Here is a 20259-nt window from a genome sequence, read left to right as displayed (position 1 = left end):
TTATTTGGATTATTCCTTACCGGACAACTAAAACCGAGATCGGCGAGTATTTTGCCATATAAGCGGCTTGTGAACCAAAGTACTTCTCAAGTCCTTCCTTAGCCAATGCCCCAATGACAAGCAAGTCAGGGTTGACCTGCGGGATCACCTTTTTGATGATCGTTTCGCCGGCATCGCCTTCCGCAATCACCGTTTTAACCTTCTTAACCCCCGCTTCGAGAGCAATCTTCCGGTAATCTTCAATGTGTTTCTTTAATTTTTCAACTTGTTGGCGCATGTAATCAGCATCCAACACTTGATATACGTTCATTTCATCTTTTTCAAGGATCGACGTAATGTATAAGGTCGCATCAAGTTCCTTTGCCCGTTGCATTGCAACCCGGAAAGCAAGTTGTGCGTCGTCCGAATCATCGACCCCAACTAAGATCCGTTTGATATTTTTAATTTTTTCAGCCATTCTTTTTCCCCTCTACTTTTCGTTTGCCTGTGACCGTCTGATTCGCCGATTGCTTGCCCATAATTCGACAATTACCCAGATCAATAAGAGAACGATCAGCGTTCCGATAATATCTGCACTAATGTGGCCTAACCAAACCTGGTGCGGTGTTGGGTTATCACTGAAGAAAGCCGTCATTTGATCCGGTAAGCCTTGAAGGTTTAAGAAGATCAAGGCAACAACTGAAATCCAGCCGGCAATCTTAACCCATAAACTGTTCCGGAACTGCCCCATTTCGGTTTTACTGTTCGTCAGCATCAATAACGGAACCATTGAGAAAGGTAATGCTAATGACAAGAAGACTTGCGAGTTGATCATCAAGTTATTGATCGCAATGTGTTGATGAGTAACTGATTCGCCGCTCGTCGTCATTACGCAAAGAATAACCGGAACAACTGATAATAACCGCGTTACTAACCGCCGGGCCCATAATGGCATCCGCATGTGAACGAAGCCTTCCATGATAACCTGGCCGGTCAACGTTCCCGTAATGGTTGAATTTTGACCTGAAGCTAATAATGCAACCGCGAATAACGTTGACAAAATTCCAGTCCGGGCAACTGACGCTAAAATATGATTATGTAACAAACTTGGACTATTTAATGCATTGAATAAACCAAAGAATGATGTATCCTTAACTGCACCTGACTTGAAAACCGCAACCCCCATGATCAAGAGCAATGCATTTACAAAGAATGCAGCGGTCAATTGAATGTTTGAGTCCCACGTTGTAAACTTGATCGTCCGTTTGATGTCTTCATCGCTTGCGTGGTCAAGCTCACGGGTTTGTGAAATTGATGAGTGGAGATACAAATTATGTGGCATGACGGTTGCCCCGATGATCCCTAACGCACCGGTCAATGGGGTTTCACCGTTGATCGACGGATGACTTGCCATTACGCCTGCACTTGGAATCAAGCCTTTAATTGCAGCTCCCCAGTTTGGATCTGATAAGATTACTTCATATGCAAAAACAAAAAGAATCACACAGATTAAGCAAACAACGATTGCTTCAATCTTACGGAAGCCAATTTTGGCAAGTAACAAAAGAAGCAACACATCGAATACGGTAATAAAGACCGCGATCATCAACGGAATATGGAAAAGCAGATTCAACGCGATTGCCGCCCCAATAACTTCCGCAATATCCGTTGCCATGATCGCCATTTCGGTCAGCAACCACAAGATAATTCCAAGGGTCCGACTTGTGCGGGCCCGAATCGCTTGTGCAAGGTCCATTTGGGTTACAATTCCCAATTTAGCTGCCATGTATTGCAAAAGCATCGCAATCAAACTTGACAGCAAGATAATTGACATCAGCAAGTATTGGAAGTTTTGCCCTCCAGTAATTGATGTTGCCCAGTTACCGGGATCCATGTAGCCAACCGCAACAAGTGCACCTGGTCCGGAATATGCTAGTAAGGTTCGCCAGAATCCTTTTCCCTTTGGAACATGAACGGTTCCGTTGATTTCTTCCAACGACTTTCCGTTCGCATACTCGATAAGATGATGTTTTTCTTCAGCCATCTTCTTCACCCTTTCCCTCATATTTTACAATTATATGGTATATAAAACCAAAAGTTTTGGCAAGCCTAACTTTTTCAAATTTCAGCCTGTTCGCCTAACTTAGCGCTAATTACTCCTACTTATGATACGGTGCTCCAGCATTGATCATAAATGCCCGGTAAATCTGTTCGGTCAAAACCAGCCGCATTAATTGGTGCGGCATCGTAAATCGCCCAAACGAAATTTGAGTATTTGCGCGCTTCAACACTGCCGGTGATAATCCCAATGAACCACCGATCACAAACGTAATGTCGCTTGTGCCATAGGTCGTTAAGTCTTTGATTTCTTCCGCAAATTTTTCGGAAGTCCGTTCCTTTCCTAGAATCGCCAGCGCATAAACGTACTCCTTATCCTTGATCTTTGACAAGATCCGTTCGCCCTCGATTTCTTTGACCTTTTCCATTTCGGCATCACTTAATTTTTCCGGCGCCTTTTCATCCGGGACCCCAACAATTTGAAACTTGCAGAATTTGCTTAACCGTTTTGCATACTCCGCGATTCCTTGTTTAAGGTACTTTTCCTTTAATTTACCAACACAGACAATTTTGATATTCAATGGTTATCGACTCTTTTCCACAAAGTTATCCACATATCCACAATTCGTGAATCAATATCTTGTACGAACAAAAATTCGCCCCCATATTTAGAATTCAAAATTTTCTTCATCCACAGCTTTGAAACGATATTAATTTCTTTTGATCCATGTGAAACACATCAACAAATCCTTATTTTAAAGCAAGTTCCACACATTAAAACAATTTAATTCTGATAGTTTTGCACAGCTGTTCACAACTTTGTGGATAACTTTAAGAATTTTCCTGTGCGTTTCACACACGAATTTTGGGGACAAATTGGGGATAACTTTCGTTTTGCTGGTTAAATTATACGCATTTTTCAACCCGCTGCGCAACTTTTACCATTTCCTGTCCGAACAAACGCGACGCCAAGTATTTTTGCTTAACAGCATTAATCCCTTATAATATAGGTGAAAGAAGGCTTTCAGATGGCAGAAATGTTAACCAAAACACTCGAACTGGTTAAGGTTCCATCATTTAATCCGGGAATCATCGGTTCATCTTCAAATTACGTTGTTCGCTGCACTAAATGCGGTCGCACCCAAGAAATCAACGCTGATTTTTGGAAAGACTATGTGCAACATCCATATTGTAAATATTGTGATCAGTATTAAAAAAGAAGGTGTGACAAAACGTAAAAAACGAGCGTGGTGGAAGCAGAAAAGCGAACGAATCGCGCCAGCATAAATTCGGAGGTTTTCGAATTAGCTACGCGTCACCACTCAGCACGTTTGTTTTGGAACCCGATTATGCAGGAATAACAAAAAGGCTGCGACTTACGTCACAGCCTTTTTACATTATCCTTATTTAATTTCCATCTTCATTTGACGCCGCCGTCGTATTTTGATCGTTAGCTTCAAGCGTTAATCGAACCTTGGTCGTCTTTTCCTGACCGTTATGATAGTATCCGATCTCAACGGTACTTCCAAGCTTATGCGCATAAAGTGCTTCACGTAAACTTGCTAAGCCCGTGACCTTTTTCCCGCCCAGACTAACGATTACATCGCCCTTCTGAATTCCTGATCCTTTCAACGGTGAATTATCATTAATCTTGGCAACCACGATTCCGCCCGTTACACTTGACGGAAGCTTCAAGACACTTTGTTGCTGCTCTTCCGGAATATTGTTCAAGTCAATCAGCGAAATCCCCAATGCTGGCCGAATCACCTTTCCGTTAGCAACTAACTGATCAATAATCGATACAACTTCATTACTTGGGATCGCAAAGCCCATTCCTTCGACCGAAGTTGATGAACCCGAACCAGTTCCCGTACTTGAAAGTTTCATTGAGTTGATTCCGATTACCTGACCAGCCAAGTTGATTAATGGTCCGCCTGAATTTCCGGGGTTAATGGCCGCATCAGTTTGAATAACCGTTTCTTGACCCGTTGTTACTCCTTGACTGTTTGTAACGTCGATCGTCCGCTTCTTGGCTGAAATAATTCCTTCAGTCAACGAGGTTGCGTATTCAGATCCCAATGGCGAGCCAATCGCAAGGGCGGTTTGCCCAACTTGAATATCATCTGAATTACCAAAAGAAGCAACTTCCGTAACATCTTGGGCATTGATCTTCAAAACCGCCAAATCAGAAATCGCATCATGACCAACAACTGTTGCCGGCAACTTCTTTCCGTTACTCATTAATACTTCAACCTTATTTGACCCCGCAATAACGTGATTATTCGTAACGATAAATGCTGTGTTCCCCGACTTTTTGTAAATAACCCCTGAGCCTTCACTTTCAGAGGTTTCCTTGGCACTCTTTCCGCCGCCAAAATTCCCAAAAAGCGAATCCAATGAGTTATCTGATGAAGAGTATGCTTCAACTGAAACCACGGCGTTTTTAACCTTATTAAACGCTTTGGTTGCTTGATTGGTTTCCGTTACCTTAATGTTGCTCGTAACGGTTTTTCCCTTCCGGTTATCCTGCGTTACCGTCTGACTGGAATACCGATTATAAACTGCGCATCCGCCGATCACGATTCCGCCGCCAAGGACACCGCCGGCTAATGCCACTAAAAAGACCTTTTTCAACGACATTGTTTTCTTCTTCGGTCGTTGGGGTGCCGGTTGCGGTTGTTCGACCTGGTTATTTTCCGTATAATCACCGCTATATTGATTTTTATCACCCATCAAGATCCACTCCCTTCTAACTTACTTTTAATACTTTCGATTATAAAAACCAAATTTGAACACTTTATGAATAATATTCGTAAAATATCAAAGAAATTTAAACCTAAATATAAGAAAAATTAATCGATAATTTAATCCGAATTTCCTTATAAAAAAAGACCACGACAAAGGTCGCAGTCTTAATTAAACCGAATTTCAATTAACAATTGATTATAACTTCATTAGCGCTGTTGCCTGGTCTGGACTGGTATCCAAAAGATGAAAATCCTGCTCAACGGCCAAATCATGTTGTTTCATAATATTTTCAACCGTGAGATGCGCTAATTCCTTAATGTTATTTTCCTTGCTCAAGTGGCCAAGAAAAATCTGTTTGGTATCATTCCCCAAAACATCGATCAAGGCCCGAGCTCCATCTTCATTTGAAAGGTGTCCGGTATCGCTCATGATTCGCTGCTTTAACGTCCATGGATAAGGCCCCATTCGCAACATTTCCGTATCGTGGTTACATTCCATCAAAATTGCTTCGGCATCCCGAATGACACCCTCGACTCTTTCGGAAACATACCCCGTATCAGTTACGATTGCAAACGAATGGCCTGCATGGTGCATTTCATAAAACTGTGGATCAGCCGCATCATGCGATACCCCGAAACTTTCAACGTCAAGGTCGCCTAATGACAATACTTTCCCTGCTTCTAAAAGATGCTTCTGTTCCGGTTTGATTTTCCCAATTTTCGGCGCCATGGCATCCCACGTTTTTTGGTTAGCGTACACATCCATTCCATACCGCCGGGCCAAAACCCCGACTCCTTTACTATGGTCCGTATGTTCATGCGTCACAAATAAGCTGTCAACGTCATTTAACGTCCGCCCGATCGAATTCATAAGTTCTTCGATTTTCTTTCCGGACAAGCCCGCATCGATCAAAATTTGATGTTCAGGCGTCTCAATGTACGTTGCATTTCCCGTACTTCCACTTGCAAGGACACTGACCTGCATTGCATCATCTTGCTTTTCCGTCCTGATCCACCCCTTTCAATTTAATTATCATCCATTACCGCTCCGGTAAAGGCATTGATCCGCCGATAAATGATCGTTCCGGAAGCGTTATTTTTAATTTCAAAAACCCAAGTTGGAATGTAAACCGTATTCCCGTTAACCGTCAACATTTTGGAGTATGCCAGATTACTTGATTCAACCGTTGAGTTGCTTGGAAGCTTGTTATACTGGTACAACCAAATCAAAGCCCGCTTTTGACTCAACGTTTTCCGCGCACCGCGCAACGTTTGTAAATTATCAAGGTGTCCCTGGCTGTATCCTTGGACATAACCATTCTTTAGATGGAATCGAATTTGCCCGCCATTGTCGTAAAATGGCTCGTCATTGACCTTTTGGGTATAAACGATCGTATCCTTCGTTGAAAGAGCCTTACTGTATTGGTAATCCTTCCCATCAATGATCTGGTTCGGGTCATTCACGATCGATTTCAAAACCTTTTGAGGATTATCAGCATTGACCTTGATCATCGTTGCAAAGGTTGAATTTAACAGATTGCCGTTCATGCTCCAGCTTTGATAGCGGAGTTGGCCGGCTTTATTTTTCAAATCATCGTTGTTCGGACTTGAAACGTAGTATCCCGTTCCCGTTTCATTCGACGTTTCGCCAATCGTGATCTGATCGTCCCGCATACTCTTTAACACTGATACCGTAGTATTTTCAGGATGGTTGGCCGTTGCATCCATTATCGGCCCCTGTTTGAAGTATGAAGAAACAAGAAAGACATCCAGCATAATAAACGCAACAAAAAAGATCCATTCAATTCGTTTAAAATTCACTCTTGCTCCTCCTAACTAATGATTTTGACTTAATGTTTGGTAATTGATCCAGTTACCGTTATACCGAATAAAGTACGTCGGTGTCAGATCAACAACCATTTGCGAACCTGAATTCTGGGTCCATTGATAACCGACAATAATGCTCTTCACTTTTCCCAGGTTATAATTTTTGCTCTTCAACGTTTGCAAAACCTGACTGGTTGGCGGCAAATTAACGGTTTGATTATTATTTGGTAACGGAACTTGTAAATCATCGACCGAGAACCGGTATTCCGTTGCGCCGTTTGACTGCATTCCGATCTCATATGTCCCGTAAAAGTTCGGCGAGATGATCGGGTACCCGTTAATGTAACTTTGATACGTCACCTGGTGATGGTTTTCATCATAGTTTTGATACCGAACATCATCTAATGAAACTCCTAAGTGACTTAAATTATCAAACCCGTCCTTAAGGGCATCATTGAAACTGACTTTTTTGTCTTCATTTGCACGGCCTTCACGTGCATAGTTGACCGTCCCATCCTTGCTGTTAATAACCAATCGTTGGCCGTTATCCGTTGTATACGTTGTGACCCCGTCATGTTCCTTGGTTGCAATTGAATTTGAACTTGAGGCCCCTAATAAGTGCGTCACAAATAAACTCGAATTTTCCTTATTGATTAAGTAACTGTATTTCGGAACCGTTACACCCTTCGGATAATTCTTAATATAATGACCCTTACTGATTTCTTGATATTCGATCGGTGTTTGTTGAATGTCCTTTGCTGTTACCCGCCGGTATACTTCAGCTGGGATCGAAGTCTTTAATTGCAGCTTGTACACCTTGTAGTTCACATCATTTAACAAATAAATTTCCCGGTGATTGGCCGTTGGCAGCACAATATGCTGAAACCGTTGATTTTCATACTGCTTAGCAATATCTGAACGTCCGATCAGCTTTTCAAAAAGCCCGATCGATACCTGATTAGAATATGACAGGATAATGTTGTCATTTTCAAGCAAGTCTTTGCGGTACGTATTAAAGTCCTTATCGTTTTGAACAGTGATCTGCTGAACCTTGATTTTCCGTAAATCCTTGCAAAGGTCACTGATCAAGTTATCCCTACTGCTCGTTAATTGGGTTTGCTGCTTATTTTGTGTTATTGCAATTCCCGTTGGCGAATAAACATCCGCCAGGTCATAATGAACCGTTGCATCCGCTGAATTGCCCGATTCATTCGTCGTGGTCGTTTGGGTCGTGTTCCGATGAAAGGTGGCCGGATCAATCCAAATAATGGCTGAGAAAACTAAACTGATGACCACTGCAATTAAAAGACCAATGTGCAGTAAATACTTTTTAATTTTCATCCCAAAGATCCTCCTCATCATCGTCATATTCATGGTATGGAAGGGAGATGTAGAATGTCGTTCCCTGACCTTCAACACTATCGGCCCAAATCTTACCGTGGTGCATTTCAATAACTTCCTTTGAAATGGCCAATCCTAAGCCGGTTCCGCCTTGAGCCCGTGACCGCGCCTTATCAACCCGGAAGAACCGGTCAAAGACATGGTTCAGATCCTTCTTTGGAATACCCAATCCCTGATCTGAAATACTCAAAATAACGTGGTTTTTGGTCTCCAGTAACCGGCACGTAATTACCCCGCCATTTGGCGAATACTTGATCGCATTATTCATGATATTATCAATTACCTGAATAAACTTATCCGTGTCGATTTCAACCCAAAGATCTTTCTTCGTAAAGTCGCGTTTGATCGTATAGTTCTTCGATTTGGTTGAATGCGTATCGTTATTATCCTTTTCAAGCATCATTTCAAACCGGTCAAGAACATAGTTAAACAGTTCATTCAAGTTGACTAGTTCAAGATCAAGCTTGACCCGGCCAGAATCCATCCGGGACAGTTTCAGTAAATCATTGATCATCCGAATCATTCGGTCTGTTTCCTCTTGCGTTACCTTTAAGAAGGACGGCGCAACTTCCGGATCTTTCCACGCACCATCATTTAACGCTTCAATATAACTGCGCATACTTGTTAATGGCGTCCGTAATTCGTGCGAAACATTTGAAACGAATTGCCGCAATTCCCGGTCGATTTTTTCCTGTTCGGTTACATCCCGCAAGACACAAACAATTCCCGAAATAAAGCCGGATTCCCGTTGAATAAGCGAGAAGTATGCATGCAAGATCTGATCATGATCATCCGCTGACATATCCAGCGTAATTTCCTCTTGATTTTCAAGTAAATCATGTAACGTGTAGTCTTCGCGAATATCAAGGACATCCAAAATTGATTTGCCGAGAGTATCTTCTTCATTTACGTCAAGGTAATCACATGCTGCCTGGTTAATAATATTAACTTTTCCACGGCGGTTGGTCGCAATAACCCCATCAGACATGTGAGTCAGCACCGAATCCAGCCGTCGCCGCTCAGATTCTGATTGTTCCTGCGACTCTTCAACCCGCACTGAAAGGTTATTGACGGCTTCCGCCAGTTGTCCCAGTTCGTCTTTCCCATACACGTGAACCTGGCCGGAATAATCGCCCTTCGCGATCCGGGCAGTTTGCTTCTTCATTTCATCGATTGGTCTGGTAATCGCACTTGATAAAATAATTGCCAGCAAAAGCCCGATGACCGTCGCAATCAACGCTGCCGTAGCAAAAATCGCCGTTACATTGTTCAACGAATCATAAACACTTTCAAGGCTGGCACGGATATAAACCGCTCCCACAACCGCGTTCGTATTCCCCGTCGAGCTGAATAACGGGGTAATTGAAATGTAATACCGTTTATTGTCGCTGCGGTCATACGTCATTTTTGAATATGTCCGTCCGTTATATAAAACCTGCTTAATGTCGCTATCAGTTGTCCGCTGTCCGACTAAGGAACGCTTATCAACGTCGTTATCGCCCCGAATGTTTCCTTTGGCGTCAACAACCTGAACATCGGTAATGTTGCTGTTATTAACGTCTTCCAGAATCGTTCGGATCTTAGCATTGGCTTTTTGCGTATCACTTGAACTTAAATTTTGGGCAAGCGAATTATCAACATATGACGACAATTCGACCCGTTGTTTAAATGTTTTTAAGTTATCACTTTTCAATCGCTGAATAAAAACAGCCCCGACAATTTGAAACGCAATTAACAGTAAAAGCGCAAATACCAGGGCAATTTTAAAGTGGATCGATTGGAAAAAGTGAAGCTTTTCTTCTTTAACGTTTTGTTTTTCTTCACTCACTTTGATCTCAATCCTTTTGATTTAATTTTAATTTGTTTCTGGATTCCGCAAGTAGTATCCAACTCCGCGCCGGGTCACTAGCCAAATTGGCCGGCTCGGATTATCTTCAATTTTTTCACGCAACCGGCGAACCGTAACATCAACGGTCCGAACATCACCAAAATAATCGTATCCCCATACGGTTTGAAGTAAATGTTCCCGGGTCATTACCTGACCAATGTGCTTGGCTAAGTAGTAAAGCAATTCAAATTCCCGGTGGGTCAATTCGATCTTTTCGCCCCGCTTTGAAACCACGTAGGCATCCGGGTGAATTACAAGGTCACCAATTGCAATGTCATTGTTTTTACTTTCTTCTTCTGCAGCTTGCGCTTCTGCCATTGTGGCTGATTGCCGCCGTAAGTTTGCCTTGACCCGAGCAACTAATTCCCGGTTTGAAAACGGCTTGGTTACGTAATCGTCAGCCCCCATTTCAAGACCTAAAACCTTATCAATTTCGGCATCCTTAGCCGTAACCATGATGATCGGCATGTTGTGAGTCTTGCGCACTTCACGGGCAACTTCCAGCCCATCGATCTTTGGTAACATCAAGTCCAAAAGAATCAAGTCTGGATTAACTTCTTCAACTTTTTGCAAGGCTTCTTCACCATCATAGGCGGTGTAAACATCATAGCCTTCCTTTTTCAAATTAAACTTAATAATATCGGAAATCGGTTTTTCATCATCGACAACTAAAATCTTTTTCATAAGCAAATACCTCCCCCATTAAAATGGGTTTTCAGCGACTATTAAATAATCACTCGCCTCATCGAATTGAAAAATTCTCAGTTTCTATTATAAATCATCGCCGAATGAAAACCAAACCATGAAAAGGCGGCAATCTTCATTCGAAATTCTAGCCGAACATTTTGAAAACTATGCTATAATACAGTTAAGCTCTAGGCTTGGTTTTCAAAGTTTTCATTTATAAAACGATTAGTGAAAGTAGTTAATGATTTTCACTTAAAGCAAAGATGACAAATTGACTTCTTTTATACATTCTCCAACGAATTTGTCACTGAGCTTTCAAGGAATAAATCATACATTCTCCCCTTTACTATTAACTGCGCTCACAGTTGGTAATTTTTAAAGCTTCCATGGTCAAATTAATAATCATCTCCGGAGTTTTTATTAATTTACACGAAGGTGCTTTAAGTATTCAAGTTAACTTCTGTTACCTCATACTTGGATGATTTAGATTAACTTCACATGGCAGTTTTGATTTTTACCGGCTTTCGGCTTTATTGATGAAGGGTTGGAAAGCAATTCTAGATGCGATAAAAACACAGAACAAAAAGAAAAAGGCTGTGACGAAAGTCCAGCCTTTTTACATCATCGGGTTTCAAAACAAACGAGCTACGACGCGAAGCTAGTGAAGTTCGAAAATCTTCGAATCTATGCTGACGCGATTCGTTCGCTTTTCTGCTTCTACCACGCTCGTTTTTGACGTTTTGTTACACCTTCCTTTATAAATTCAATTCATATCCTAACCGTTCTTGAACTTTATCGCCCTTGTCAATAATTCCGCAATAATGAAATCCGGCTGACTTGATCAAGCCTTGCATCCGTTTATTCATTGCATGGGTGTCGATCCGGAAGTTTTGCATGCCCTGTTCGACTCCAATCGAAATTAAGTTACTCATCAAATAATTACTCAAATGCATTCCGCGAAAATCAGCTGACAATGCGATTCGGTGAATCGTTGCGTACGGTTGATCAGTTACATTCCAGTGACCATCACTGATATTTTGGTAATTAGCTTGCGGATCATGTGCCAGGGTCGCCACTCCCGCAACTTGATCACCAACCATTAAAACAAAACATTCATTCTTTTGAATATCAGTTTGAAAGGTTCCTTCAGTGGGATAACCATCCTGCCATTGCGGACTGCCATCACTTTTCAAAAGTGCTTGGACCTCATGAATAATTGTCATAATTGACGGTAAATCGCGTTGAGTAGCGTGCTGCAAATAAATTAAACTCATTTTAATTCCTCATTTCTTCCTTTTCGAAAACTAATTTATCCCTTAGTTTAGCCGATTCTAAGCCTTTTTTCAAAATTCTCAAAAAAAATTTCAAAAAAAGCTTGCATTCATCTTCTATTCTTGATATTATATTAATCGTCGATGAGATATGAAAAGTTCTTATCGCTTATCAATTCAAGATTTATGGGTGGTTAGCTCAGCTGGCAGAGCAACGGACTCTTAATCCGTGGGTCCAGGGTTCGATCCCCTGACCACCCATCAGTGAAAGTCGTGATGTGATCACGGCTTTTTTGTTTTACCCAGTTCTTTTTCTTTGCACCCACTCCCGAACTGCATATAATTAAAGATGTAAGGAGTTAGAAGCCCTGTGTTAGATGGTAAACAAGTGACCATGTTTGGGAATGATGTTTTCAAGTCAGGGTCGAGGCTCCTTATTTAATTTAAAAATAAAAGATTGAAATTCAAAGAAGGGTGTTCAATGAGCGCAAATCAATGTCAATGCAACTGCAAATGCGGATGTGCAGATGGCAAAGCTTGCAACTGCAAGAATAACCCAAATGCAAAATGCTCATGCAGCCAAAATAAATAATTAATGATCGGCCAAACAATCGGTGAAGGTTCTGTTTGCAGTGGGACAGAGCCTAACGATTGTTTGGCTTTTTGTTTGCCCGCTTGTCGCTCTGAATTTAAATGGGTAAAATATCCTATATAAGGAGGTCATTTTATGGCTGCAAAAGAACAAATCAATGAACAATTAATTAAAGACGACCTTTATATGGCCGTAAACGGCGAATGGCTTAAAACCGCTAAGATTCCTGCTGACAAAGCTACAACAGGCGGTTTTCAAGACCTGGCCGATCACATTGAAAAAACATTAATGCATGATTTTGGTGAAATGTTGGATGGAACCGTTCAACCTGAAGACCAATATTTAAATGAATTCGTTAAATATTACCGCTTAGCTTCAGATTTTGAAAAGCGCAATGCTGACGGATTTACTCCCGCTAAAAAATTTATGGAACGCGTTGAAAATCTGAAAGACTGGAACGACTGGGAAAACAAAGCTGTTGCGCTCACAATGAAGGGCTATGAAGCCCCGTTCCAACTTTACGTCGCAAGCGACATGAAAAATACCGATCGCTATGCGCTCTACGCTTCAGTTCCTTCATTAATTCTCCCAGATAAAACATACTATGCTGATGATAATGAAAATGGAAAAGCACTGATTGCCGTCTTCTCATCAATGGTCATGAAGCTTTTCAAGATGGCCGGTTATGATGAAGCCACCGCTCAGGCGCATCTTGAACGCGCATTAGCCTTTGACCGCTCACTTGCACCGCACGAAAAGGACAGTACTGAACGGGCAGACTACCCGAAAATGTACAATCCATATTCATTTGAAGACTTTAAGAAGTTTAGTTCTTACCTTAATTTAGGAAAATACACCGAAGACTTGATCAAGAACACTCCTGACCAAGTTATCGTCGAAGAGCCGAAGTATTATGAAGCCCTTGATGAAATCGTCAACCCGGACACCTTTGAAAACTTTAAGAGCTGGTTGCTCGTTAATACTTTAACCGGCGTTACAGGTTATTTAACAGATGATTTTCGGGTAACCGGCGGCGAGTTTTCCCGGGCAATTTCTGGATCAAAGGAAGCCATGAAACCGCAAAAAGCCGCTTACTACCTTACCGGCAACCGGTTTGATCAGGTCGTTGGTCTTTACTACGCTCATAAGTACTTCAGTCCGGATGCCAAAGCCGACGTTGAACACATGGTTCACCAAATGGTCGATGTCTATAAGCACCGCCTTGAAAACAATGATTGGTTAAGTGAATCGACCCGTAAACAGGCCATCGTTAAGCTGGATGCATTAGGCATCAACGTTGGTTATCCGGATGAACTCGATCCGTTATATAAGAAGTTCAAGGTTAATGAACAGCTTAGCTTACTTGACAATGCCCAATCCTTTAGCGAAATCGTTCTTGCTGATCATTACAGCCGGTGGGGCAAACAAGTTGACCGGACAAGATGGCAAATGCCAGCACACATGGTCAACGCCTACTACGATCCGCAATTTAACGTGATCGTTTTCCCAGCAGCAATTTTACAAGCGCCCTTTTATGATTTACATCAATCAGCAAGTGCGAACTATGGCGGAATCGGCGCAGTGATTGCCCACGAAATCTCTCACGCCTTTGATAATAATGGTGCCCAATTTGATGAAAAAGGAAATCTGCACAACTGGTGGACTGAAGCCGACCTGAAGCATTTCCAAGGCCTTGCTCAAGACATGATCAATGAATTTGACGGCCTTGAAACCGAAGCCGGAAAAGTCAACGGCAAATTGGTTGTTTCGGAAAACATTGCCGATGCCGGCGGTTTAAGCTGTGCGCTTGAAGCCGCAAAAGGCGAAGCCCAACCAGATCTGAAAGCATTCTTTATTAATTGGGCGCGAATTTGGCGGATGAAAGCATCAATGGAACGGATGAAACTGTTGCTTAACATCGACGTTCATGCTCCGCACGTCTTACGGGCAAACGTTCAGCCGAAAAACCTTGATGATTTCTACACGACCTTTGACGTCCACGAAGGCGATGGAATGTACTTAACACCGGATAACCAGGTCAATATTTGGTAATTCAAGAATTGAGTTAAGAGATTACGGAAAATTCCGTAATCTTTTTTATTTTTATGCTAAAATTTTTAGTATCTTAAAGAAAAGGATTGAGTGATTTTGAAAGATAAAAATTCCCTTTATATCAGCCGATCACATGCCATTTTCCCAATGTTATTTTCAATAATTATTATGTGGATGGTCACTTCCTGCTTTCCAACTAACGATCTAGGGGCCGCAGTTGCTTTTGGATTTCTTTTCCTATTAGGTGCATGGGTTTTCTTTTCTTACTTAACTGTTTTATTAAACAGTTCATTACCGTTAATTTCTATTCGGGAAAATACCATTACTTTTAGAAACGCAATTAACCGCTTTAAAGAAAATAACCTTATCGTTCCCGTTGACCAAATTAAACGTATTGTGTTCGAAGTCCCTCACTTAGATTTTGGATATCATAGTAGCGTTTATCGAACAAGTGGTAAACTCACAATTTACTTAAAATCAAAAGTTCCCGTTCCTAAAGGATTTAAGTCCAAAGATGACGGCGATTTCCATCAAATTACATACAAACTGACATGCGTCGCTTCATCTAAAACGATTTCTTTCTTTAAATTTTTTATCGGCTGGGCATCCTATCAAAACATCCAGTGTGATATTTATGATCCCGATGACCCTGATTAATTTTTAAGTGCTAATTCAAGAATTTAATTAAGAGATTACGGAAAATTCTGTAATCTTTTTTATTTTTATGCTAAAATTTTTAGTATCTTAAAGAAAAGGATTGAGTGATTTTGAAAAATGAAAAAATTTCGGTTTATATGAGTAAATTCAAGCTCATTGCGCTAACGATCATGTCACTTTTATTAGTTGCAATGGGCGTTGGCGTTTTGACTAGCGGTGACGCTGGAATGGGACTTTTCTGCATCATCCTTTTTGGCGTAACCGCTGTTGTCCCGTTAATTTATCTTTTCCATAGCAAGCAGTCGCTGGTCGTCTTAACAAAGGATTATATCCGCGTGCGCGTTCCAATGAAAGACACTGAATTTCAACTTTCAGCTGCGGATGTTGCCCAAATTGGGATGAGCGGAACAAAGAAAAACGCCCGGCTTAATTTACTAACCTCCAAGGAGGTCCCTGCAGATTTCAAAAAATTTGTTAAAACTCAAGCCGACAAGCACCTTATTTCGATTCCGCTTAACTACGTTGATTCCCACGTTGTTCTGATTTTAAATGACGCGGTTCAAGAGTGGCAAGAAGCCCTTGAAACTCAACGTGCAAAGGCCCGGGCAGAAGAAATTTCGGCTGACGCTCAAGTTCAAGAACAAGCTGAAAAGGAAACTTCACCGTTAGTTGCACTGAATACTGCTGCCAATAGTGTCGGCGCTTCTGGAAGTTTTGTAAAAAAGGGAAAATTTGTCCGCGAAGCAATGCAGTTCCCAGTTACTCCGGAAGAAAGTAAGCTTTTAGGAAAGCACATTGCAAAGACTTACGGCATTGTGATGGCTGAAATTTTAGCAAGTCTTTTCCTGGCCGTCTTCGAATTGATCTTTTCTGATCTTGGCGTTTTAATGCTTAAACTTGCATTTTCACTCCATGGAATCACCTACCTTATCTTCCTTGGATTGTTTATGTGGCTTGCCCAAAAGGCGCGGAAGACTCACCAAAAGGGCTATGAGATCGGGGCGATCGCCCTTACGATTTGGATGCTGACCCAATCAGTGCTTGTCGGTATCGGTGCCCTTTACGACACGGTCGGTTTTTCAAGGACCATGATCGTTACTGCTGAAGCTTTCTTAATAACCTTTGCGATTTTCAGCAGTTGTGCGCTATTCGGCCTTCAAACTAAGAAAAAAGTTGCCAGCTGGGGCGGCCCGCTTTTGGGAGCACTCTTTGCAGTTATTATCCTTATGCTCTTTAATATTTTGATTGGATCGACCCTTTTGATGAATCTCTTACTGGTTGCCGACATCGTTGTTTTTGTTCTTTATACGATCTATGACAATCAGATGATCAAGGTCCGTTTCCTTGCTAATTTCCGGGGCGAAGTTGCCGATGGTTATGACGGAACGTTCCTTGCGTTAGACAGTTCTTTAGATATCTTCCTTGATTTTATCAACCTCTTCTTGGATATCTTATCGATCTTTTCTTCATCAAATAACAATTAAAAGATTACAAACAAAAAGACGAAGTTCAACCGAACTTCGTCTTTTTCTTATTCTTCTGTCTTCTTCGCAATTCTTCCCTGTTGGATATAAACTGCAAGAATTGAGATATCAGCTGGGTTGACCCCGCTGATTCGGCTTGCTTGAGCCAACGTTTCAGGTTGAATCTTTGTTAATTTTTCAACCGCTTCCGTTGCTAACCCGTCAATTGCCTTGTAGTCAATATTTGCAGGAATCTTCTTAGCTTCCATCCGGTGAAGTTTTTCAACTTTTTCTTCCGCTTTCTTGATGTAGCCTTCATATTTGTATTGAATTTCGATTTGTTCAATGACCCGTTTATCAAGTTCATGGTCCGGAGCAGGAATAAACTTCAATAGGTCTTGGTAGCTCATATATGGCCGCCGTAATATGTCACTGGCTAATACGCCATCCTTCAATGCTTTGTCGCCATGAGCTTCAAGATAAGCATCAATTTCCGGATTTGGCTTGATTCGAATTGATTCAAGCCGCTTCTTTTCATCTTCAATGTCTTGCCGTTTTTGAACAAATTTTGCATACCGTTCATCTGAAATCAAACCGATCTCATGCCCGATATCCGTTAACCGCAAGTCCGCATTATCATGCCGTAAAATTAAACGATATTCAGCCCTAGAAGTCAACAACCGGTATGGCTCATTCGTTCCCTTTGTAACCAAGTCATCGACCAAAACGCCAATGTAAGCATCGCTCCGTTTAAGCACGATTTCTTTCTTGCCTAAAGCGTACCGGCCGGCATTGATTCCAGCAATCAACCCTTGACCAGCAGCTTCTTCATAACCTGACGTTCCGTTGATCTGACCTGCCGTATAAAGACCCTTAATCAACTTAGTTTCAAGGGTTGGCCGTAATTGATACGGGGAAACAACATCGTATTCGATTGCGTATCCCGGACGCATCATTTCGGCATCTTCAAGGCCCTTAACATTGTGAATCATTTGTAACTGAACTTCTTCAGGCAATGAAGTTGATAAGCCATCAATGTAGTACTCATCCGTCTTCCGTCCTTCAGGTTCAAGGAAAAGTTGATGCCGGTCTTTGTCAGCAAACCGAACGACCTTATCTTCAATTGATGGGCAGTAACGTGGCCCAACGCCTTCGATTACCCCGGTAAACATTGGAGCGCGATCTAGATTATCCCGAATGATTTGATGAATCTTTTCATTGGTGTAAGTTAACCAGCAGGATAATTGATCTTTAACTGGGATATAGTCATCATCTGAACTTTCAAAACTAAAGTGATTTGGTTCTGCATCTCCAGGTTGTTCTTCGGTTTCATCATAATGAATCGTGTTCCCATCGATTCGTGGCGGCGTCCCGGTCTTAAACCGGACAATATCAAAACCGTACTTTTCTTCAAGGTTTTTCGTTAATTCAAGGGCTGGTTGCGAGTTGTTCGGACCTGATGAATACATTAATTCCCCGATGATAATCTTCCCGCGAGAAGATGTTCCAGTCGTTAAAACAACGGTTTTGGCACCATAATGAGCACCAGTACTTGTAATAACTCCCTTAACTTCTCCATCTTCAACGATCAAATCATCAACCATTCCTTGACGCAACGTTAAGTTTGGTTCTTCTTCAAGCGTATGCTTCATTTCAATTGAATACTGCCGTTTATCAGCCTGAGCTCGTAATGCACGAACAGCTGGTCCTTTACTTGTATTCAACATCCGCATTTGAACATAAGTTTTATCGATGTTCTTTCCCATTTCGCCACCTAAAGCATCAATTTCGCGAACAACGGTTCCCTTGGCAGGGCCACCAACAGATGGATTACATGGCATGAATGCAACCATTTCAAGGGTGATTGTGAGCAATAATGTTTTGTTGCCCATTCGAGCAGCAGCCAATGCAGCTTCACAACCGGCATGGCCTGCACCAACAACGATTACATCGTAGTCTTTTGCCTTATAAGGTTTTCCTTTTGCTACTTCCATTGTTTCCTCCCTAATTTATTTTCCTAAACAGAACTTACTGAATAATTCATCCAATAATTCATCTTGATATGAATCTCCGGTAATTTCACCTAGATCTTCCCATGCATCGCGCATATCTGTTTGACACAAATCAACCGGCATTCCGTTCTTAATTCCGACTAAAACTGCATCAAGTGAGTCAGCTGCTTTATTTAATAAGGCAACATGGCGGGCATTGTTAATGATGACTTCATTTTGAGAACTTTCAATTCCGCTTGCAAACATATCTTTAATTCGTTGTTCAACATCTTCTACACCAATGTCATTTGGAATTGACGTTTGAATGATATTTTCTTTTCCAACGAGATCTTCGACTTCATCAATTTCGATTTTTTGTGGCAGATCCGTCTTATTCAAGATCACGATCCGCTGCTTATCCTTAGTTAAATCAATTAATTGCCGATCTTCATCCGTTAATGGTTCGCTTGCATTCAATACTAAAAGGACTAAATCACCTTGATCAATTGCCTTCCGTGAACGTTCAACCCCGATTTTTTCGACCTTATCTTCTGTCTCACGAATTCCAGCTGTATCGATCAATTTCAATGGGATTCCTTTAATATTGACATATTCTTCAATTACATCACGGGTTGTTCCGGCAACATCAGTAACAATTGCCTTATCTTCATGTAAAAGATAATTTAAAAGACTTGATTTTCCAACATTTGGTCGGCCAACAATTGCTGTTGCGAGTCCTTCACGTAAAATCTTTCCACCTTGAGCAGTTTCAAGCAACTTATCAATTTTCTTCTTAACTTCGATCGTCCGTTCCTTCAAAAGTTTTGTGGTAATCATTTCTGTCCCATCATATTCAGGATAATCAATATTAACTTCAACCTTTGATAAGGTATCAAGAATTTCTTCACGCAATCCACGGATCAACTTTGCTAAACTTCCACCAAGATGATCAAGCGCTAATTTGGCTGAACGGTCAGTTTTAGCCTTGATAATATCAAGGACTGATTCTGCTTGGGTCAAATCGATTCGACCGTGAAGAAAGGCCCGTTCAGTAAATTCACCTGGATTAGCCATCCGCGCACCGTTTGTCAGCAATAATTGCAGAATCTTGTTGGTTGGAACGATTCCGCCGTGACAGTTAATTTCAACAATGTCTTCCCGGGTATACGTCTTCGGTGCCCGCATAACGGTTACCATAACTTCATCGACGATTTCACCGTTTTTCGGATCAATAATGTGACCATAGTTGATCGTATGCGTTGGGACTTTCGTTAAGTCCTTTCCCTTAAACATTTTCATGATGATTGGCAATGCATCATCTCCGCTTAACCGCACAATTGAAATTGCACCTTCACCAGGCGGAGTCGAAATTGCAGCAATTGTATCATATTCTGTTTGTTCTTCTACCATTTCCGAATCCCTTTCTTCACTAATTTAGTTTGAAAAAAATAAAAAGTGCCTCCACCACACCAATTAGCGACTACTAAAAAGCGTGGATAAAGCACTTTGACTACTTTATCTACTATTCAAACTATCTCGTGGTTAATCTTACTTGGTTATTTTTTAAAAGTCAAGAAATCACCATAATAAACAGACTAAGATAGTGATAGAAAATTTGATCCGACGGGATCTTGTTTTCTATCACT

At 41.4% G+C, this 20259-nt stretch carries 16 protein-coding genes and 1 tRNA gene; 5 read left to right on the top strand and 12 right to left on the bottom strand.

Annotated features, from left to right (window positions below):
• Positions 1-16: 16 nt before the first annotated feature.
• The 3 genes from Q3C15_RS07150 to rlmH all read right to left on the bottom strand — a co-directional run bounded on the left by Q3C15_RS07150 (position 17) and on the right by rlmH (position 2618).
• On the bottom strand, positions 17-457 hold the full coding sequence (locus Q3C15_RS07150) for a universal stress protein (RefSeq protein WP_057906315.1): 441 nt from the start codon (positions 455-457) through the stop codon (positions 17-19).
• A gap of 12 nt (positions 458-469) precedes the next feature.
• Positions 470-2023, bottom strand: coding sequence for an Nramp family divalent metal transporter (locus Q3C15_RS07145; RefSeq protein WP_302704783.1), 1554 nt, complete (start codon positions 2021-2023; stop codon positions 470-472).
• Positions 2024-2138: 115 nt separating this feature from the next.
• Positions 2139-2618 carry a 23S rRNA (pseudouridine(1915)-N(3))-methyltransferase RlmH gene (rlmH, locus tag Q3C15_RS07140; RefSeq protein ID WP_302704782.1) on the bottom strand — a complete coding sequence of 160 codons (480 nt, stop codon included), beginning with the start codon at positions 2616-2618 and terminating at the stop codon, positions 2139-2141.
• Positions 2619-3065: 447 nt separating this feature from the next.
• Here rlmH and Q3C15_RS07135 point away from each other — a divergent pair, with 447 nt between their 5' ends.
• A complete protein-coding gene (locus tag Q3C15_RS07135) occupies positions 3066-3251 on the top strand; it encodes a hypothetical protein (protein WP_057827231.1) in 186 nt (61 codons plus the stop codon).
• 193 nt (positions 3252-3444) lie between these two features.
• Here the strand turns inward: Q3C15_RS07135 and Q3C15_RS07130 are convergent, their stop codons facing one another.
• The 7 genes from Q3C15_RS07130 to Q3C15_RS07100 form a co-directional block, all read right to left on the bottom strand.
• Entirely contained in the window at positions 3445-4770 is a 1326-nt protein-coding gene (locus Q3C15_RS07130) for a S1C family serine protease (RefSeq protein ID WP_302704781.1), read from the bottom strand.
• Between the two features lie 210 nt (positions 4771-4980).
• Complete coding sequence (locus Q3C15_RS07125) at positions 4981-5769, bottom strand: MBL fold metallo-hydrolase (RefSeq protein ID WP_282458463.1); 789 nt, start codon at positions 5767-5769, stop codon at positions 4981-4983.
• A 41-nt stretch (positions 5770-5810) separates the two neighbouring features.
• On the bottom strand, positions 5811-6605 hold the full coding sequence (locus Q3C15_RS07120; protein WP_204779616.1) for a two-component system regulatory protein YycI: 795 nt from the start codon (positions 6603-6605) through the stop codon (positions 5811-5813).
• 15 nt (positions 6606-6620) lie between these two features.
• Positions 6621-7952, bottom strand: coding sequence for a YycH family regulatory protein (gene yycH / locus Q3C15_RS07115; protein ID WP_302704780.1), 1332 nt, complete (start codon positions 7950-7952; stop codon positions 6621-6623).
• Complete coding sequence (gene walK / locus Q3C15_RS07110; RefSeq protein WP_282458465.1) at positions 7942-9840, bottom strand: cell wall metabolism sensor histidine kinase WalK; 1899 nt, start codon at positions 9838-9840, stop codon at positions 7942-7944. The genes yycH and walK overlap by 11 nt, the downstream gene beginning before the upstream one ends.
• A 27-nt stretch (positions 9841-9867) precedes the next feature.
• Positions 9868-10584: a response regulator YycF gene (gene yycF, locus Q3C15_RS07105; RefSeq protein WP_057827225.1), complete on the bottom strand. Its 717-nt coding sequence runs from the start codon at positions 10582-10584 to the stop codon at positions 9868-9870.
• A 758-nt stretch (positions 10585-11342) separates the two neighbouring features.
• On the bottom strand, positions 11343-11861 hold the full coding sequence (locus tag Q3C15_RS07100) for a GNAT family N-acetyltransferase (RefSeq protein WP_302704779.1): 519 nt from the start codon (positions 11859-11861) through the stop codon (positions 11343-11345).
• A gap of 185 nt (positions 11862-12046) precedes the next feature.
• Between Q3C15_RS07100 and Q3C15_RS07095 the strand changes: the two genes are divergently transcribed.
• The 4 genes from Q3C15_RS07095 to Q3C15_RS07080 all read left to right on the top strand — a co-directional run bounded on the left by Q3C15_RS07095 (position 12047) and on the right by Q3C15_RS07080 (position 16643).
• Positions 12047-12119, top strand: a tRNA-Lys gene (locus tag Q3C15_RS07095).
• Positions 12120-12585: 466 nt separating this feature from the next.
• Complete coding sequence (locus Q3C15_RS07090; protein ID WP_302704778.1) at positions 12586-14502, top strand: M13 family metallopeptidase; 1917 nt, start codon at positions 12586-12588, stop codon at positions 14500-14502.
• Positions 14503-14598: 96 nt separating this feature from the next.
• A complete protein-coding gene (locus Q3C15_RS07085) occupies positions 14599-15159 on the top strand; it encodes a hypothetical protein (protein WP_302704777.1) in 561 nt (186 codons plus the stop codon).
• A 110-nt stretch (positions 15160-15269) separates the two neighbouring features.
• A complete protein-coding gene (locus Q3C15_RS07080; protein ID WP_302704776.1) occupies positions 15270-16643 on the top strand; it encodes a Bax inhibitor-1 family protein in 1374 nt (457 codons plus the stop codon).
• A gap of 47 nt (positions 16644-16690) precedes the next feature.
• Here the strand turns inward: Q3C15_RS07080 and mnmG are convergent, their stop codons facing one another.
• Complete coding sequence (gene mnmG / locus Q3C15_RS07075; protein WP_302704775.1) at positions 16691-18616, bottom strand: tRNA uridine-5-carboxymethylaminomethyl(34) synthesis enzyme MnmG; 1926 nt, start codon at positions 18614-18616, stop codon at positions 16691-16693.
• A 15-nt stretch (positions 18617-18631) separates the two neighbouring features.
• The gene (gene mnmE, locus Q3C15_RS07070) at positions 18632-20023 is read right to left on the bottom strand and encodes a tRNA uridine-5-carboxymethylaminomethyl(34) synthesis GTPase MnmE (RefSeq protein WP_282458472.1); all 1392 of its coding nucleotides are present in this window, start codon (positions 20021-20023) and stop codon (positions 18632-18634) included.
• Positions 20024-20259 lie beyond the last annotated feature (236 nt).

The organism is Ligilactobacillus sp. 110_WCHN, assembly GCF_030518115.1.
GTDB classification, from domain to species: domain Bacteria; phylum Bacillota; class Bacilli; order Lactobacillales; family Lactobacillaceae; genus Ligilactobacillus; species Ligilactobacillus aviarius_C.
Note: the sequence above shows the minus strand (reverse complement) of the source record. Positions and strands in the feature narration are given on the sequence as shown.

Coding starts and splice junctions, on each gene's coding strand:
- yycF (WP_057827225.1), bottom strand. CDS start 10,584: ATGAAAAAGATTTTAGTTGTCGATGATGAAAAACCGATTTCCGATATT.
- Q3C15_RS07130 (WP_302704781.1), bottom strand. CDS start 4,770: ATGGGTGATAAAAATCAATATAGCGGTGATTATACGGAAAATAACCAG.
- mnmG (WP_302704775.1), bottom strand. CDS start 18,616: ATGGAAGTAGCAAAAGGAAAACCTTATAAGGCAAAAGACTACGATGTA.
- mnmE (WP_282458472.1), bottom strand. CDS start 20,023: ATGGTAGAAGAACAAACAGAATATGATACAATTGCTGCAATTTCGACT.
- Q3C15_RS07100 (WP_302704779.1), bottom strand. CDS start 11,861: ATGAGTTTAATTTATTTGCAGCACGCTACTCAACGCGATTTACCGTCA.
- Q3C15_RS07135 (WP_057827231.1), top strand. CDS start 3,066: ATGGCAGAAATGTTAACCAAAACACTCGAACTGGTTAAGGTTCCATCA.
- Q3C15_RS07145 (WP_302704783.1), bottom strand. CDS start 2,023: ATGGCTGAAGAAAAACATCATCTTATCGAGTATGCGAACGGAAAGTCG.
- Q3C15_RS07125 (WP_282458463.1), bottom strand. CDS start 5,769: ATGCAGGTCAGTGTCCTTGCAAGTGGAAGTACGGGAAATGCAACGTAC.
- yycH (WP_302704780.1), bottom strand. CDS start 7,952: ATGAAAATTAAAAAGTATTTACTGCACATTGGTCTTTTAATTGCAGTG.
- Q3C15_RS07090 (WP_302704778.1), top strand. CDS start 12,586: ATGGCTGCAAAAGAACAAATCAATGAACAATTAATTAAAGACGACCTT.
- Q3C15_RS07150 (WP_057906315.1), bottom strand. CDS start 457: ATGGCTGAAAAAATTAAAAATATCAAACGGATCTTAGTTGGGGTCGAT.